Source organism: Methanocella sp. MCL-LM (genome assembly GCF_049676595.1).
Lineage (GTDB): Archaea > Halobacteriota > Methanocellia > Methanocellales > Methanocellaceae > Methanocella_A.
On record NZ_CP187259.1, the window covers coordinates 3,433,801 to 3,450,357 of the forward strand.

Consider the following 16,557-nt stretch of genomic DNA (forward strand, 5'->3'; position numbering starts at 1 on the left):
CGCATGCTTAAGCTCGCTACCGAGCCGCTGGCCTCCTGCGCCGGCTGCCACATGTCGCTGCTCGACCTCCACGAGGACCTGCTCGAGCTGCTCAACAAGGTCGAGATCGTCTATTCGCCCATCCTGATGGATGTCAAGGAGCCCCCGGAGAACATCGACATCGCCATCATCGGCGGAGCCATCCGCAATAAAGAAAACATGGAGAGAGTCAAAAAGCTGCGCCAGCGCGCCAAAACCGTCATCGCCTTTGGCACCTGCGCCTGCTACGGCGGCGTCTCCGGCCTGTCCATCCTGCACAGCCGGGACGAGATCCTGAACGGCGTGTACACCAACCGCCAGGGTACGACCACTAACGTCATCCCCAACCAGGACATCCCCGATCTTTTATACCGCGGCTACGCCGTGGGGGACGTCATCAAGGTAGACTACTACATCACCGGCTGCCCGCCCAAAGAGTTCTTCCTGCGCCAGATACTGCTGCCCCTCATAGAGGGCCGGATGCCGGAACTGCAGAAAAAGTCGGTCTGCGCGGAGTGCGGCCGGGAAATGGTCCTCGTGAAGAACTGGAAGGTCAAGCGCAGGTACGAGGGGGTGCCCGATGAAAAGACCTGCCTGCTGGGCCAGGGCTATCTCTGCCTGGGCTCCGTGACCTTCGGCAGGTGCCACGCGCTATGTACCTCTCACGGCATACCCTGCCACGGGTGCGGCGGGCCATCGTTAGACGTGCTGCGAGAACCCTGCAGGGACATCTACAACACCCTGGTCATGCGCATCCAGCATTTAACGGAACTGCCCCAGCAGGAGATCGAGAAGGAGCTGTACGACATTCCTCACACGATCTACCCGTTCGTCATGGGCAGCAAGATCATGGAAAACAAATCCGTCTCCAAGATCCCTGACATCATCAAGGAGAGACACCTATGAAGAAAATTACTATCAGCCCCATCACTAGAATAGAGGGCCACGCCAGCGTGACCGTCCAGCTGGACGACAAGGGAGAAGTGGCGGACGCCCACTTCCACGCGACCGAGCTCCGGGGCTTCGAAAAATTCCTGGAAGGCGCGGCCATCGAGGAAGCGCCCAGGATCACCCCGAGGATTTGCGGCATCTGCCCCACAGTCCACCACCTCGCCGCAGCCAAGGCAGTGGACGAGGTCTTCGGCGCCACCATCCCCGAAGCCGCTTACAGGATGAGGGAACTCCTCATCTCCGGCCAGCTCATCAGCTCGCACTTCTTACACCTGTTCATGCTGAGCATGCCAGACTATCTGCTCGAAGGGGCAACCCCCGCGACGAGGAACGTCGCAGGCCTGGCTAAAGCCAACCCCGGGCTGGCCCGCATGGCCATCGAGGCCCGCAAGATCGGCCAGCGCATCACCGAGGAAGCCGGCGGCAAGCCGATCCACCCGGTATCGGCCATACCCGGAGGCATGTCTTTCTCGCTGACGGAGCCGAAGCGGGCCGAGCTAGAGGCATACGCGAAGCGCTCCCTCGAGATCGCCGTGGCTGCGTGGAGCCTGGTCAACGGAGAGTTCGACAAGAAAGCCGACTTTATCAAAACGCTGGGCGTAGTGCAGACGGATTTCATCGGCATGACCTCGGGCGGCAAGTTCGAGACCTACGACGGCCCCATCCGCATGATGGACGCAAACGGCGGCAGCCTGGGCGAGTTCCAGGCCAGGGACTACGCCTCCCACATAGAGGAATACGCCGAGCCGTACTCGTACATGAAATTCACCAAACTCAAGTCCGGCAGCGGCTTCTACCGTGTCGGTCCGCTGGCCCGGGTCAACGTGGTTGACTCCATGGGCTACCCGGAGGCAGACAAGATGCTCTCCGAGTTCAGGGCAAAGTACGGAAGAGCGCCACAGCAGCCGGCCCTGTACAACCTGGCCAGAATCATCGAGGTCACCGCAGCCAGCGAGCGGGCGCTCGCGCTGCTCCAGGACAAAGCGGTTACGGACAAGAACGTGCGCAACCCGGTCACCGGGGTCAAGAACACCCGGGGCATAGGTATCGTGGAAGCGACCAGAGGGACGCTCATCCACGACTACAACGTAAACGACAAGGGCTTTATTACCAGCGCCAACCTGATCGTGGCGACCGGGCACAACAACCGGGCCATCGACAGGGGCGTTTTCGAGACGGCGAAGAAGTACATCCACGGCGACGCCGACGAGGCCACGCTGAACAAGATCGAAATGCTTGTCAGGGCCTACGACCCCTGCGTCTCGTGCGCCACCCATGCCATCGGGCGAATGCCAATCATCCTGAGCCTATTCGACAGCGAAGGTAAGGTAATACGTGAGGTTAAGAGATGCTAAAGCGGATTTTAAGCGATCTGATAAAAGTTGAGGGAGTGTCTGCCGCGGCCATCGTAGGCAGGGACGGGTTCATCATAGAGCACGTATCCAACATCCAGATGGACGTGGACGCGCTGGGCGCCATGGCGTCGACCAGCGTAGGTACTTCGGAAGCTATGGGCATAGAGCTGAGCAAAGGCAACTTTGAGCAAGTGCTCGTCGAGCTGGAGAAAGGCCCCATCATGCTCTCCCTGGTCACGACCAACGAGATCCTGGCCATCGTAGCCGAGCCGGGCTCGAACCTCGGCCGCATCAGGTACGAGGTTAAGAAAAACAAGGACAGAATAGCAGCTGCCCTCTAACGGAGATTCCGGCATTGAAGCTACCGACAGGCACCCGCCTGGCAGAATCTGAGGCGAGCGTAGCTGACCTGCTCAAGCAGTACGGCCTGAACTTCAAAGGCTCGATCAACGTCCACAGCGCCAGCCACAGCCTTGGCGGCGACGGCTTCATCCTGATGGACAACGGCACGGTACTGGCCGCGGCGTACACCATGCTGCGCATCACCCTGTACCAGTTCAGCGCCATAGACCGGATGATGGCCCTTCCCGGGGTACGCTCCGAGATCGTCAGCCTGACGGAGGAAGAGATCAGGAAGGTCATGACCGAGAACCAGCACGCGGCCATCGTCTCGGCCGACGGCGCCAGGGACGAGGCGGAAAGCGCAGCCCTGGCGGCAGACGTGCCTTCGACACCGGCACCACAGGAGCCGGTAGCAGTTTCTGGACAGGCAGGGACGGGTACCGGGGGCTACGAACAGCTAATCTCGGCCTTCACCGCCATACCGGGCGTCATCGGCTCGGCGCTCGTCGCGGAAGGCTTCCCGGTATACCAGCAGGGAAACGACGTGGATTTCGAGCACGTCGCGGCCGCCACCGAGGACATGGTCAGGGCAGGCACCCGCATCGCCGGGGAGCTGCAGCTCGGCCAGACCGGCCAGATCATCCTCGAAACACCCGAATACAAGGTCATCATAGCGCCCATAAACGACATGTTTCTGTGCGTGCTCGCCAGAACTGACACCAACCTCGGCCTGATCCGGCTGAACATCAGGAACGCCCAGCGCATCCAGGAAGATTGACATGCAGCTGCCACGCGGGACACTCGAGAAAAGCTTCAGGGGCCCCGGGACCCTGGCCTCCGTTGCGGAGGGGATAGCAAAAGATAGCCTGACAGGATACCTGCGTGTATCGATCCTGTCCGACAGGGCCAGCGAGTGCGTGGCCGTCTACCTCTCCGGCAAGCCCGTCATGGCCTTCGTATCCTCGGGAGGCGACGATCAGCCTGACCCCGGCATGGCAGGCATCACCACGTCCATCCAGCAGCCAGACTGTATTATCGAGATTTGCAAGCTCACCGAGAAACAGGTAGCCCTGTTGCAGGAGCTATATGATACCTTCGCCTACAAGGAACCGCTTCCCCCGTCGAAGCCCGCCGAAAAGCCGGCTGCCAGGCCGGCCCCGGCTGCTCAGGCCTCGCCCAGAGCTGCGCCCCAGGCCCCGGCTTCCGCGGCCAGGCCTACGACGGCCCGGTTCACCAAGCCCGAGATCCGCGGCAGGTTCGTCCGGTCGGAAGAGCTCGGGGACATCAGGGAGTACGTCGACCGGTATCCCGGTGACACCGGCCACCTGCTTTTCGTCGCCGGGCACAACGGGACGCAGGAAGAGCACCATGCGATTATTACAGGCGGGCGCATCGAAGCCGTATACGATGACAAGGGCATCATACCCGGCGTACCCGGCTGGCTGGAGGGCGTATCAGGCATCGCAGAGTTTTACGCCGTCGACTCGGGAGTGCTGGCATCCGTACTACAGCGCTCCCTGAAGAGCCTCCCGGGCCAGGCCACAGCAGAGCCGGCCAGGCCAGTTCCCGCCGTGGCAGCAGCGGTTCGGCCAGCAATAGCTGTCCCGCCGGAGCCGAGAAAGCCTGCAGCCGAGCCGGCAAGGGTAGAAGCCCAGATCAGGCAGCCAGGGATCGGTGTATCTGCAAAAACGATCCTGGAGAAGAACCGGGCACCTACGGAGGCGGCTCCGGTTGAAGACGACATCAGCCGGACGGTGGACGAGCTAAGTAAATCCATGGACGACGACATCGCCATGGTGCGCAAGGTAGAGCAGGACTTCGCCCTGCACGCCGACGAGCTGCTGGAGAAACTCGACCTGGGCCACCTGCGCAGGGACCGGAGGAAATAGGGGTTCGAAACTATGTCCAGCTTCAGCACGTTACTCCGGGAATCCATCACGTTCGCGTGCGGCCACGAAGGCTTCGAGCAGTTCTGCGCGGCAGGCTATGGTGAAAGCACCTTTGCAGACAGCGACGGCGCGCCCGACCTCCACGGCCTGACCTCGGCGCTGCTAAGCGTCTTCCCCCCGGAAAAGGCGTCGGTGATCGCCGGCGACTTCGGCAGGCGGCTCCGCAGCATGACCGGCGTCGACGGGGAGAGCGGCGAAGACGTGTTCGTCAAATACTTCAACACGCCCTCCGGCGAGGTCAAAGGCCTCATCATCGAAGCCCGCAGGGTCCGAGAAGCGATGGGTAAAGAACTGGTGGACTATGGCCACGAGGGGCTGAAAGTAGATACAGTCGACCCCATCGAGAGAGAAATCGCCGGTTTCGTATACGGCCGGAACACTTTCACCAGCCTGGACATCCTGGACTTCACGAGGTACCTGAAGAGCAAAGAATATAGCTTCCAGGAGTGTATAGTACTAGAGAAAGTATACGAAAAAATAGAGCAGAGAAAGAAAGAGGAGAAAATAGTGCTTGAACAAAGGATTGCTGGATTAATATCGCAAAATCCGGCCCCAAAAGCCCATGAAATCTCCTCGTTCATTGAACGGCTCAATGATCTGATCGTCGCAGACGATCGGCACGAAGTGCAGCGCATGATCCGTGATGCGATGCTGCGCCACGGGTAACTGAATAATGACTATCATCAATCGACAGAATGACGTCCGCTAAAGAGAGGCGGGCGGAGGTAACGGGTGAGTGAGTGATATGACAAAAGTATACACAATCGCTTCGGGAAAAGGCGGTACAGGCAAGACGATGACGACGGTGAACCTCGGCACGTCCCTGGCCATGCTCGGCAAGCGCACCATCGTGCTGGACGCCGACATCGGCATGGCAAACCTCGGCCTGGTCCTGGGGCTGGAAAAAAGCAAGATCACGCTGCACGAGGTGCTCGCGGGCAAGGCCGACATTTCCCAGGCCGTTTACGAGCTGCCTACGGGCCTGAAGGTCGTCCCCAGCGGTATATCGCTGCAGGGCTTCCAGAACGCCGACCCTGACCGGCTGCAGTTCGTGATGAGCAAACTGGTAGCAGATGCCGACTTCATCCTGATCGACGCCCCCGCGGGCATCAGCAAGGACGGCGTCATACCGCTGGCCATAGCCGACGAAGTGCTGCTGGTCGTCAACCCCGAGCTGTCCTCCATGGCTGACGCGGTCAAGACCAAGGTGCTCACCGAGATGGTGGGCGGCGCCATCGGCGGCATCATCCTCAACAGGGCGTCTGCGGAGAAGACCGAGCTGACCGCCCAGAAGATCGGAGACATCATGGGCGTCCAGGTGCTCGAGGTCATCCCCGAGGACCCCAGCGTCAGAAGAGCTGCCGCCTTCAAGACCCCCGTGGTCGTGAAGTACCCGGACAGCTCCGCTGCCATCGCTTACAGGCGCCTGGCCGGCAAGATCGCCGGGTCGAAGAATGTGGAAATGCTGCAAGCCTCCGGTAAACGGGAAGGTTTCATCGACAGGCTGGCAAGATCGCTGTTCAAGGGGGTTTAAAACGTGGACGAACTGTACCTGGAACTAATTATCGCCATGCTCATCACCGGCCTATTCGCCTGCTTCCTCATCATGTACGTCATGTACGCGAGGATCAGGCAGCTGGTAGCCGAGCTGAGAGTGCTGAAAAGCCGTGTGGAAGTCACAGACGAAGAGCTGAACAAACTGGCGGACGACATCGAAGAGTTCAAGAAGCTCAAGTTCTGAGCCTTCGGCTCCCTCCGCCCACTTTTTATTTTTTAAAGATCTTCAGTGCGTAGTGCCTAAGCTAGGCTACGCTACGTACAAAAGGTAGAACTCGCAGACCAGTTGCTCTACGGCCAGAGCCATGGTCACTGCAGGGGTTAACCGTATTATGTAAACGCAAACCTCTACCGAGAATATTTCATATATCCCTCGCAATAAAAACGTTTAACCATCATTAGAGATATATGTTCTATATTGGCACGCATCAGGCCCATATATGCTGATGAATAACAATCGATCAACCTGGTAATTGACGCATAACAGCTCCAACGTGATGGGGCCGGCATTACGTCGCTTAGCGCAAGCAGGGTATTCAGGTCTACAGAGGCACTTTGCCGGCCGAAGGCCGGCCACCGCAGGGAACGAGGTATGAGGTTAGAAAGATTATCACATATCACGCCTAAACGAGGGCGTGATCAACGGGGGTCACCCGGTTTGCAGGAATCCAGCGAAAATCACTCTACTAACAAGAACATCGCCATGCTCATCGATGGCGACAACGCGCAGCCATCCCTTATAGAGGAGATGCTGTCCGAAGCGGGAAAGTACGGCAACGTGACCGTGAGACGGATCTACGGTGACTGGACCATGTCCAGCATGAACAGCTGGAAAGACTACCTCCACAAGCACGCCTTCCAGCCCATCCAGCAGTTCCGGTACACCAAGGGCAAGAACGCCACAGACAGCGCCATGATCATCGACGCGATGGACATTCTCTACGCCGGCCACGTCGACGGCTTCTGCATCGTCTCCAGCGACAGCGACTACACTAAACTGGCCACCCGGCTCAGGGAATCCGGCCTGTTCGTGATGGGCATCGGCCGCAAGGACACGCCCCAGAGCTTCGTTAAGGCATGCGTCATCTTCACTTTCGTAGAAAACCTCTCCCCCGACGAGGAGGAGACCCCCGAAAAGACCAGTAGCAACCACAAAGCACCCTCCCGGGCCCGGACCCACAAGAAGCTCGACAAGTTCGCTGTTAACCTGCTCAAGCGCGCTTACGAGATGGGCGTCGGCAAAGAAGGCGAATGGGTCGACCTCTCCACCCTGGCCAACAACCTCTACAAGATCGAGCCCAGCTTCGACTCCCGCGAATACGGCTTCAGCCAGCTCCAGCTGCTGGTCAAAGCGACGAATTTGTACGACGTCGAAAGATCCAGGCTTAAAGGGCCGAGCCAGAGCTACATTCGGCTGAAGTAAACTACAGGCGACTCAACAGTACGAACGCTGCGCTGTGCCTGCTACGGAATTCACAGATACTCGCAGGAGTTGTCCCTGTGCTCGGGAACGTGGACGAACGCTGCGCTGTGCCAGGATCACAGATTACGACAGATGCCACAGATTGCACAGATGCTAATCGATAACAAAAAGGGAAACGATTCGCTGTACTCCTTATTATAAGAGGAATCTGTGAAATCCGCGCAATCTGTCGTAATCTGTGATCTGGCACAGCGCAGCGTTCGTCTTGCCATCTCACCTCCCCAGTACTCTTTTTACACAATTTTTATTATCCGGGCAACTGTATATAGAGTAATTATCGTGGTGTGGACATGGATAACCCAAAGTTCGGACTGGACCAGTACATGATGACGCAGAAGCTGATCTCCATCGGCAAGAGGTACTACATCAAAGACGGCCGGGGGCAGGACCTGTTCTTCGCCCGGATGGAGAAGTTCAAGCTGAAGCCGAAGATCTTCATCTACTCCGACGACTCCCAGCGGGACGAGGTGCTGACCATCGCCCCGAGGAACATCCTCGACTTCAACGCCACCTACGACGTAGTGGACGCCAAAACCCGGGAACTGGTCGGCTCGTTAAAGAGAGAGGGCATCCACAGCCTGTTCCAGAACAAGTGGGTCATCCTCGACCCGGCGGGCAACGTCGTCGGCAGCGCCCAGGAGACCGGCGTCATGGCCATCGTCCGGCGGTTCGTGATGAACTGGAAGCTGGACTTCCAGATCGTCTACCAGGGCAGGCAGATCGGCAACCTCACCAGGCGGTTCTCGTTCGGGGACAAGTACACGCTCGACCTCTCCGGGGACCGGGAGAGAAGGCTGGACAGACGGCTCGCTATCGCCATGCTGCCGTTGTTCGATGCTGGAGAAGACAGGTAAAAACCTCTGAGGTCGGAGAGGTCCCGGGAGGTTCGGGAGGATTTTCAAGCTGGGAGGTTAGAGAGGGTCGGAGGTCAGAGAGGAGGTTCGGGAGTGTGGAAAGGTCTGAGAGGATTACGGGGTATTATTCAGAACTTTTATGATGAGCGCTCGTACCGTTTACACAAAGTACACGAGGTACGCGAAGTACTCAAAGTACGGTAAAACGGCATGCTGGAAAATGATCTTACCGTAAAACTTCGCGTACTTCGCGTACCTTGTGTACTTTGTGTAAACGGTACCTGTCCGTCCTAAAAATTTTAAGAATGACTATACTTCGTGTAAACGGCACCTGACAGCCCAAGAAAGGTCAGATATGATTATCAAATAATAAATCTCTCTGACCTCCGGCTCCTCTCATAACCTACTCCCAGATCTCCTGACCTCCCTGACCTCCCAGCCTGAAAGTCATCTCGCGCCTCCAGTTACCTCCCTGACCTTAGTGCTTTGATGGTCGTTACTCTTGCTCTCCCTCTTTCTCGGGCATCGGCTCTGCTGCCAGTTTTACTCTTTCATGCTTCTTCGACACCGCCGAACTAATCGCCGCTATCGAGTCGAGGTCTGCACCTGCCGTCGGGACGTTGGAGGGGACGATAATTACTGTAGAATTCTCTTTCGAGACTTCGTAGAGGATGTTCATCCACCTCAGCTGCAGGCCGAGCGGGTGGGATTCGTACATGTTGGCCGCCTCGAGCATTTTGCCCGCTGCCTGCTGTTCTGCCTCGGCCAGGATAACTCTGGACCGGCGCTCTCGTTCGGCTTCGGCCTGCCTTGCAATGGCGTCCTGCAGGCTGGGCGGGATGGTGACGTCCCTGATCTCTACGTTGGTGACCTCGACGCCATAGTCCTCGGTCATCGAATCGAGGTTCTTCTTTATCGTGTCGGCTATCGTAGTCCGCTCGCTCAGGATCTCGTCGAAGGTGTGCTTGCCTATGATGTCCCTCAGCAGCGTCTGGGCGGCGTACTGGGTGGCCGCATTATAGTCCTGCACGTTGAGGATGGCCTTCTCCGGGTCCTTGACCTTGTAGTAGATGATCGCGTCCACGGTGACCGGCACGTTATCCTTGGACATGGTCTGCTGGGGCGCGACCGGCACCGTCCTGATACGCAGGTCGATCGGTCTCACGATCTGGTCCAGGAACGGCGTCACGATCACCAGCCCCGGGCCCCGGAGGCCTACGTACTTGCCCAGCCTCAGAACTGGAGCCCTCTCCCACTCCGGGACGACCCTGATGAATCCGAAGATGCCCGGGCTGCCGGTGTGAATGTGTTCCTTGACGTGGCTTGTATGCTCCATATGTATCACCTATACAACCGGTAGGTCAATATATACGAAATATGTTTAGTATATAGACTATATAGCAAGCAATAGGCTGGAAAAACGTTGTTAAGGAGCTCGTGAACGACCACGATCGCTGCGCTGTGCCAGATCACAGATTCCTACAGATTGCACAGATTACACAGATGCTAATCGATAAGGAAGAAAATGATTAGTGCTCTATCATTTTTATTGTATAGCCATCTGTGTAATCTGTGCAATCGGTATATATCTGTGATCTGGCACAGCGCAGCGATCGTCTGCTATCTCACTGAGACAGAGCATCCGGATTATACAATGTAGTGAGCATTATCTATTTAATGCGCAAAAAATAGTTTAACCCGTCATCTTGCCCGGTATCCGGACAGCGCGGAGGTTGCTCTCTTCTTTCACGACGCGTACCCTGCCCTTGCTGTCGTCTAAAACGGTGATGGAGCGGAGGTACCTTGCGGCATCGCCCTTGCCGTGGATGTAGAGCTCGATGAGGTCGCCGGCTTCGTCGATGTCGCTGGACACGTTAAACGAGTCGAAGACTTCGATGGTCAGCCCGTTTTCCTCTGCGATGCGCCGGTGGTCCACGAAGCTGGCGCCGTAGTAGTCGACGTGGTACTTGTCGGGCCTGCGGATGAGCTGGACGTTGGTGCCTCCGCCTCTGCCGGGGCATATTACTAAATCGGCGGGGCTGGCGAGCATGTCCCTGATGTTTTTCTCGGTGATCAGGGGTATGTCGGCCATGACGATCATTACGGGGTTGTCGTTCGCTAAAAGGTAGTCGTTCAGCGCGGGGTTGAGCTCCTTCTCGCTCACGATCACGGTGGCTCCGTCCCACTCGAAGGGCTGCGTCGTCAGCAGCTCGACGTCTACGCCCGCTGCGGCGAGGGTGGACGTGATGTCGCGCAGCATCAGCCTGGCCAGTTCGCTGCGCTCCTCGGGGGTGAGCAGCGTCGACAGGCGGGACTTGACGTTGACGACCTTAAAGGGGACAATTGCCTTCATTGAATTATTAAAGGTGCATTGAAAATTTATATACTTTGGCTGGAAGCCGGAAGCTCTTCTTCGGGAAGCATCTGCGATATCGGGGCATTTCTGTAACCCTATGTGTCTGTTCCACTAAAAATGGGCAGGTCGGGGAGGTACCTGGAGGATAGAGAGGACTTTCAAGCTGGGAGGTTTCGGAGGTATGGAGGTTTGAGAGAAGGTTGTGATAGGAGCCGGAGGTCAGAGAGATTTAGTATTTGATGATCATATCTGACATTTCTTGGGCTGTCAGGTACCGTTTACACGAAGTACGCGAAGTTATACTTTAAGATCGGCTTGCAGTCAGCCCTTTAATCGTACTTTGAGTACTTCGCGTACCTTGAGTACATCGTGTAAATGGTACGGGCCCTCATCCGAAAAGTGCAGAATAATATTTTGTTATCCTCTCAGACCTTTCCACACTCCCAGACCTCCTCTCTGACCTCTCAACCCTCCCAAACCTCCCAGCTTGAAAATCCTCCCCGACCTCCCGGGACCTCCCCGACCTCCCGGGCATTCCTCGACCTTTTATTTTCTGATGTACTTCAGGTACACGTAAGCCCAGCCGAGGAAGAGCCCGATGGCGGCGGCGAGGGCGAAGCCGAAGTTGACCTCGGAGAGCAGCGGGCTCTTGGGGTCCCCCGGCTTTTCCACGTCGCCGGGCTCGGCGCCAGGCAATACGATAGGCTTCACCGGAGTAGCGGTGACTGCCGAGGCATTAGGGGTGGCGGATAGTTTGAACGGCGGCAGGGGTGTCGGGCTCGGGGTCACCGTGAGTGGCCCGGGCGGGGGACCGTTGTACGTCAGGTTGGAGATCGTGCCACGCAGGTAGCTGTCGCCGTCGCCGGTCATCAGGTGGATGATCATGTAGGGCTGCTGCTTAAAGGGGGCTACTGCGACGCCTTTATCGTCGATTCTCAGGACCAGTTCGCTGCCTGCAGCCAGTATCTCTACGTGGTGGGCGCCCTGGGGGAAGTCTTTCAGGCCCCCAATTTCCCCGTACCTGGCGGACCAGGTGCCGAGGCCCAGGACGGCGCGGTCGGGGACTCCGCCCTTGCTGACGCCGATCTTCGGCGAGGTGTTGTTGAAGTCGATCAGCAGCACGTTGGACTTTTCTCCCACGGAAAGATCGTAGTCGAACGTCACGTTGTGGAAAGGCTCTTTCACGGGCAGCCTGATGTACAGGTACACGTCCCGGTAGCCCAGTTCGGGGGCGCTGTCCAGGTCCAGCCGGACGCCCCGGTCCGTGAGAAGGACATTGGACCCGCCAGACCGGTAAATGGACGTGTTGCCGAACGAGCCTACCTTGGTTAAATTTTCCCCGCTGGCGTTCACGAAGACGGAAGCGTTCTGGTATTCGCTCACCGGCGTCAGGATGTCGACGGCCGCGTGGCCGGGCACGGCCAGCACTACGGCCAGCGCGACAAGCAGCAATCCGGTGATCAGCGGCGAATACAGGCGCATATGTGAAAGAGCTAGTCGGGAAAAGTATAAAAAGTTCCTGTTACTGAAAAGTAAGAAAGTGAGGTTACAGGAGCCGTAATATGCTCATTGCTGCCTCTGGCTCCACCCCGGAAAGGCTATAAAGTTTGCGGGGTGGGGAATCTAGATATAAGAAGTGTGTCTATATGTGACACGGGGAGATTGCGTGGCAATGGCCTCTGATTTCATCACCTTTACCAAGAACGTTTTTATTCCCGTCACCAACATGTGCAGGAACAACTGCGCCTACTGTGGTTTCCGCAGGGAGATCGGCTCCCCGGAAGCCCGGATCATTCCTCCGGGAGAAGCCCTCGCCACGCTGGAGAAAGCGGCGGCACTGGACTGCAAGGAGGCACTTTTCACCTACGGCGACGCCCCGCAGGACCCACGCTTTTCGGAGGAGCTGGAGCAGCTTGGCTACGCTACGCTGACAGACTACGTTTACGATCTCTGCGCCAGAGCCATCGACCTCGGCATCCTCCCCCACACCAATGGCGGAGTGCTCCCGACGGCAGACCTGAAAAAGCTCTGGCCGGTCAACGCCAGCATGGGGTTGATGCTGGAGACGACCGCAAAGCTGCCAGCCCACCAGCTGAGCCCGCTGAAGGACCCTGCGGTGAGGCTAAAATTCATGGAAGAAGCCGGCCATATGGGCATCCCGTTTACTACAGGCATCCTCGTGGGCATCGGGGAATCCCGGGAGGACCGGAAAGCCTCGCTGGAGGCCATCCGGGACCTGCACCTGAAGTACGACCACATCCAGGAAGTCATCGTGCAGAATTTCGTGCCCAAGCCCTACATTCGCATGGCGGACGTCGTGCCGCCCACCCCGCAGGATATGGTCGAGGCCATCCGCCTCGCCCGGGAAATCCTGCCTGCCGACATATCACTGCAGGCGCCCCCTAACCTGACCTCTCACCTCGAACAGTTCCTGAGCGCCGGAGCCGAGGACGTCGGGGGCATCTCGCCTGTCACGCTGGACTATATCAACCCGGAATGCGCCTGGCCGTCGATCGACGCACTCAAAGCCCGGGGTTTTAAACTGAAGGAACGGCTGCCGGTATACCCCAAATACGTCAGGAAGGGCTGGTACGGGACCAGGGTGAAGCCGCTGATTGAGAAATATGCCGATGAGGAGGGTTACTGTGCTTAAGGACATATACGAGCGCTCGCTGGCAGGCGAGATAACCATTGAGGACGCGAGGAAGCTGCTTGACGCAAACCCGTTCGAGCTGTTCGACACCGCCGACAGACTTAGAAAAGAGATCATAGGAGATACAGTCACATACGTCGTGAACCGGAACATCAACTTCACCGACTTCTGCGTCGGCACCTGCAAGTTCTGCTCTTTCAGGAACAGCAAGGGCTTCAGGCTGACGCTGGACGAAATCCTGCAAAAGGTCGGGGAAGCGAAACAGATGGGCTCGACCGAAGTCTGCATCCAGGGCGGCCTGACTGAGGATATGTACCTCGAGGACTATGCCGGCATGATCAGGGCGATAAAGAACAAATACGACATTCACACTCACGCCTTCTCCCCCATGGAAGTCTACCACATGAGCAGGATGTCCGGCGTCACCGTGGAGGAGTCGCTGAAAACCCTCAAGGCGGCAGGCCTCAACTCCATGCCCGGCACCGCAGCCGAAATCCTGGACGACGAGATCCGGTCGGTCATCTGCCCCGGTAAGCTGAGCACGCAGGAGTGGGTAGACGTAGTCTCGACTGCACACAGAGTTGGCATACCGACGACGGCGACCATCATGTACGGGCACATCGAGACCTGGGAGCACAGGTTAAAACACCTGTTCATCGTCCGGGACGTCCAGCGAAAGACGCACGGCATCACCGAGTTCGTGCCGCTTACCTTCATGCACGAGAACAACCCGCTCAGCGGCCAGTCCACTGGCGCAAGCGGCATGGATGACCTGCGCATGTACGCACTGGCCAGAGTCATCTTCGGCCGGGATATCCCCAACGTGCAGGCATCCTGGGTCAAGCTCGGGATGAAGCTCGCGCAGGTGGCGCTCAACTGCGGCGCCAACGACGTTGGCGGCACCCTGATGGAGGAGAACATCTCCAAATCTGCAGGCTCCAAGTCCGGGGAGTACATGTCTCCCGACGCCCTCCGCGGCATGATAAAAGCAGCGGAACGGAGCCCGAAGCAGCGTAATACGCTATACAAGCTTCTGGACTAAAAATGAAAGGCCGGCCGGTGCCAGAAACCTGCACTGGCCATCGCTTTTTTGAGTATCAGCGATATACCCAGAAACTGTCCATATGGTCAGGTACGAGCAATAGTGTACAAGGTTTCAAGAATGACCATAAATAATTAGGCTCCTGCAACCTCCACGGCTAAATCGGCGATATGATTCACGATCCCTGTAAAACCATCCCGAATTTTTAACATGACGGACGTTTCCATATCTGACGGGAGCTACTATGATGAGTAGATATCGCTGGAGTGCGCTGGTACTCGCAGTTATAATTCTCATCAGCGGGTCCTTTTTATTCGTGGCAACTGCTTCTGATACGACCTCTCAAATGGCACAATCCCGGGCTAACGGTCACTATATGATGACGACCGACGAGCTTTACGATATGCTGAGGAGCAAGGATTTCACGCTCGTCAACGTCCACGTCCCGTACGAGGGCGAGCTGTCGCAGACCGATTTGTTCATACCGTACACAGAGATCGACCAGCATCTTGACAGCCTTCCGGCAGACAAGAACGCTAAGATAGTACTCTACTGTAAAACGGACCGGATGAGCGGTATTGCTGCCGCCAGGCTGGCCGAGCTTGGCTACACGAACGTGTGGGACGTGAGAGGCGGCATGATCGAGTGGAAGCAGAAGGGCTACCCGATCTATAATACCACCTTCTAAGCATATCACGCTGATGCGTGTACTATTTCATTTAAATTTGAAGCCCGACTGGTGACACGTGGGTTATGTCGCACATGGTCCGTCGTTATCCAGTAGTTAGTGGCATGGCAGAGCATTACTGGAAAATTGGCTTTGGACTAGCTCTGGTTGCGCTTTTTCTGACAATAGTTTTCTCGGGGTTCGGCGCCAGGCCTTGTGAGGCTACCGCCGGGCACACGGCCCTGAACAGTGACAACATCGCCCATCTTACCGGTGCTAACCCATGGGATACGTCAGTAAATATCTCCCGGTACATCTATACTTCGAACAAGCCCGGCGTGGTCATGATCGTCAATGCGGAGGAGAGCAATTATCCCGTAGCTCTGGCAGCGGCGGCGCTGCAACATCACCCCAGAAATGGTCCGATCCTTTTTACAGCCTACGAAGGCATAGCCGACTCGACGTATGACGAAATTATTCGCCTGGACTCGCTGGCGGGCAAAGCCCCGGTGAAGATCCTCGCTGTTGGTGAGCTTTCAGACAACTGCCTGAACCGGCTGGCCACGACAGGACTTGACATCCAGCAGATCAAAGGCAGGGATGCATATGAAACCGCGTACCTGATCGACGAGATGCTCGGCTTTCCGCAGACGATTATGATCGCCTCTGCAACCGACGGGGGTACAGCTTCGTGTGCCGCAGCATGGGCGGCCCACGCAGGGACGCCAATTCTGCTGGTTGACAGCAATCGTATCCCGGAGCCGACGTACCGGGCAATCAACGCCACGTACCAGCCGGAGATCTATCTTATCGGCAACGAGAGCGCCATCCCAAAAACTGTCGAGGAACAGCTCCGTTCCCTCGACGTGAAAAGCGTCGATCGAGTTCCGGGAGAGACCCCCGGGGAGGTATCGGTGAACCTGGCAGTGTACAGAAAAGGCCTGTTCGGGTGGGGCAAGATGTCTGACTCGGCCAACTCATTTGCCATCGTGCGTACCGGGGACTGGCTCGGCGCCATCAACGCGGGGTTGCTCGGGCACCTCAACCGCCACATGCCGATTTTATTCACCGGCGACACTACTTTAGCTCCGGCAGTAGCGGACTACCTGGACTCGATCAACCAGCCGGACACACCTGTGCCAGACTATGCGATCATCATCGGAGAACCGCTGGGCGGGAACGTCGAAAGTGCTCTCTCGGCCATCATGCGCGGAGCGAAGACTGTCGTAATAGAGCATGGCCCACAGCATTCGGGATAAACGGGCCAGGTACTTGCACCTCTCTCCGGCCCATCGATCGCCAGCGTACGCGAGCGTACGTCCGGTTTCTT

At 57.4% G+C, this 16,557-nt stretch carries 17 protein-coding genes; 14 read left to right on the top strand and 3 right to left on the bottom strand.

All coding sequences use genetic code 11. The features are described from left to right. The first annotated feature begins 3 nt into the window (after nucleotides 1-3). The 10 genes from ACPLPM_RS17315 (at nucleotide 4) to ACPLPM_RS17360 (ending at nucleotide 8,509) form a co-directional block, all read left to right on the top strand. Nucleotides 4-924, top strand: coding sequence for a F420-nonreducing hydrogenase (locus ACPLPM_RS17315; RefSeq protein WP_424358023.1), 921 nt, complete (start codon nucleotides 4-6; stop codon nucleotides 922-924). Next, nucleotides 921-2,324 (top strand): Ni/Fe hydrogenase subunit alpha, encoded by a 1,404-nt coding sequence (locus ACPLPM_RS17320; RefSeq protein WP_424358024.1) that lies wholly within the window; start codon nucleotides 921-923, stop codon nucleotides 2,322-2,324. The genes ACPLPM_RS17315 and ACPLPM_RS17320 overlap by 4 nt, the downstream gene beginning before the upstream one ends. After that, nucleotides 2,318-2,665, top strand: coding sequence for a roadblock/LC7 domain-containing protein (locus ACPLPM_RS17325; protein ID WP_424358025.1), 348 nt, complete (start codon nucleotides 2,318-2,320; stop codon nucleotides 2,663-2,665). Before ACPLPM_RS17320 ends, ACPLPM_RS17325 begins: the two co-directional genes overlap by 7 nt. A gap of 14 nt (nucleotides 2,666-2,679) precedes the next feature. After that, nucleotides 2,680-3,444, top strand: coding sequence for a roadblock/LC7 domain-containing protein (locus ACPLPM_RS17330; protein WP_424358026.1), 765 nt, complete (start codon nucleotides 2,680-2,682; stop codon nucleotides 3,442-3,444). A gap of 1 nt (nucleotide 3,445) precedes the next feature. Continuing rightward, nucleotides 3,446-4,555: a hypothetical protein gene (locus ACPLPM_RS17335; protein WP_424358027.1), complete on the top strand. Its 1,110-nt coding sequence runs from the start codon at nucleotides 3,446-3,448 to the stop codon at nucleotides 4,553-4,555. Between the two features lie 12 nt (nucleotides 4,556-4,567). Beyond that, nucleotides 4,568-5,281: a hypothetical protein gene (locus ACPLPM_RS17340; RefSeq protein WP_424358028.1), complete on the top strand. Its 714-nt coding sequence runs from the start codon at nucleotides 4,568-4,570 to the stop codon at nucleotides 5,279-5,281. 79 nt (nucleotides 5,282-5,360) lie between these two features. Continuing rightward, entirely contained in the window at nucleotides 5,361-6,149 is a 789-nt protein-coding gene (minD, locus tag ACPLPM_RS17345) for a cell division ATPase MinD (RefSeq protein ID WP_424358029.1), read from the top strand. Between the two features lie 3 nt (nucleotides 6,150-6,152). Next, nucleotides 6,153-6,356, top strand: a complete 204-nt coding sequence (locus ACPLPM_RS17350) for a hypothetical protein (protein WP_424358030.1) — start codon at nucleotides 6,153-6,155, stop codon at nucleotides 6,354-6,356. 474 nt (nucleotides 6,357-6,830) lie between these two features. Continuing rightward, nucleotides 6,831-7,595, top strand: coding sequence for an NYN domain-containing protein (locus ACPLPM_RS17355; RefSeq protein WP_424358031.1), 765 nt, complete (start codon nucleotides 6,831-6,833; stop codon nucleotides 7,593-7,595). 350 nt (nucleotides 7,596-7,945) lie between these two features. Further along, nucleotides 7,946-8,509: a hypothetical protein gene (locus ACPLPM_RS17360; protein WP_424358032.1), complete on the top strand. Its 564-nt coding sequence runs from the start codon at nucleotides 7,946-7,948 to the stop codon at nucleotides 8,507-8,509. 496 nt (nucleotides 8,510-9,005) lie between these two features. Here the strand turns inward: ACPLPM_RS17360 and ACPLPM_RS17365 are convergent, their stop codons facing one another. The 3 genes from ACPLPM_RS17365 to ACPLPM_RS17375 all read right to left on the bottom strand — a co-directional run bounded on the left by ACPLPM_RS17365 (nucleotide 9,006) and on the right by ACPLPM_RS17375 (nucleotide 12,347). Further along, nucleotides 9,006-9,845, bottom strand: coding sequence for a slipin family protein (locus ACPLPM_RS17365; RefSeq protein WP_424358033.1), 840 nt, complete (start codon nucleotides 9,843-9,845; stop codon nucleotides 9,006-9,008). A gap of 357 nt (nucleotides 9,846-10,202) precedes the next feature. After that, on the bottom strand, nucleotides 10,203-10,862 hold the full coding sequence (gene cofC, locus ACPLPM_RS17370) for a 2-phospho-L-lactate guanylyltransferase (protein WP_424358034.1): 660 nt from the start codon (nucleotides 10,860-10,862) through the stop codon (nucleotides 10,203-10,205). A gap of 549 nt (nucleotides 10,863-11,411) precedes the next feature. Beyond that, nucleotides 11,412-12,347 (bottom strand): hypothetical protein, encoded by a 936-nt coding sequence (locus tag ACPLPM_RS17375; protein WP_424358035.1) that lies wholly within the window; start codon nucleotides 12,345-12,347, stop codon nucleotides 11,412-11,414. A gap of 190 nt (nucleotides 12,348-12,537) precedes the next feature. Between ACPLPM_RS17375 and cofG the strand changes: the two genes are divergently transcribed. The 4 genes from cofG (at nucleotide 12,538) to ACPLPM_RS17395 (ending at nucleotide 16,486) form a co-directional block, all read left to right on the top strand. Continuing rightward, the gene (gene cofG, locus ACPLPM_RS17380; RefSeq protein WP_424358036.1) at nucleotides 12,538-13,518 is read left to right on the top strand and encodes a 7,8-didemethyl-8-hydroxy-5-deazariboflavin synthase subunit CofG; all 981 of its coding nucleotides are present in this window, start codon (nucleotides 12,538-12,540) and stop codon (nucleotides 13,516-13,518) included. Next, nucleotides 13,511-14,560 carry a 5-amino-6-(D-ribitylamino)uracil--L-tyrosine 4-hydroxyphenyl transferase CofH gene (gene cofH, locus ACPLPM_RS17385; RefSeq protein WP_424358037.1) on the top strand — a complete coding sequence of 350 codons (1,050 nt, stop codon included), beginning with the start codon at nucleotides 13,511-13,513 and terminating at the stop codon, nucleotides 14,558-14,560. The genes cofG and cofH overlap by 8 nt, the downstream gene beginning before the upstream one ends. A gap of 244 nt (nucleotides 14,561-14,804) precedes the next feature. Then, a complete protein-coding gene (locus ACPLPM_RS17390; protein ID WP_424358038.1) occupies nucleotides 14,805-15,248 on the top strand; it encodes a rhodanese-like domain-containing protein in 444 nt (147 codons plus the stop codon). Between the two features lie 104 nt (nucleotides 15,249-15,352). Beyond that, nucleotides 15,353-16,486 carry a cell wall-binding repeat-containing protein gene (locus tag ACPLPM_RS17395; protein WP_424358039.1) on the top strand — a complete coding sequence of 378 codons (1,134 nt, stop codon included), beginning with the start codon at nucleotides 15,353-15,355 and terminating at the stop codon, nucleotides 16,484-16,486. Nucleotides 16,487-16,557 lie beyond the last annotated feature (71 nt).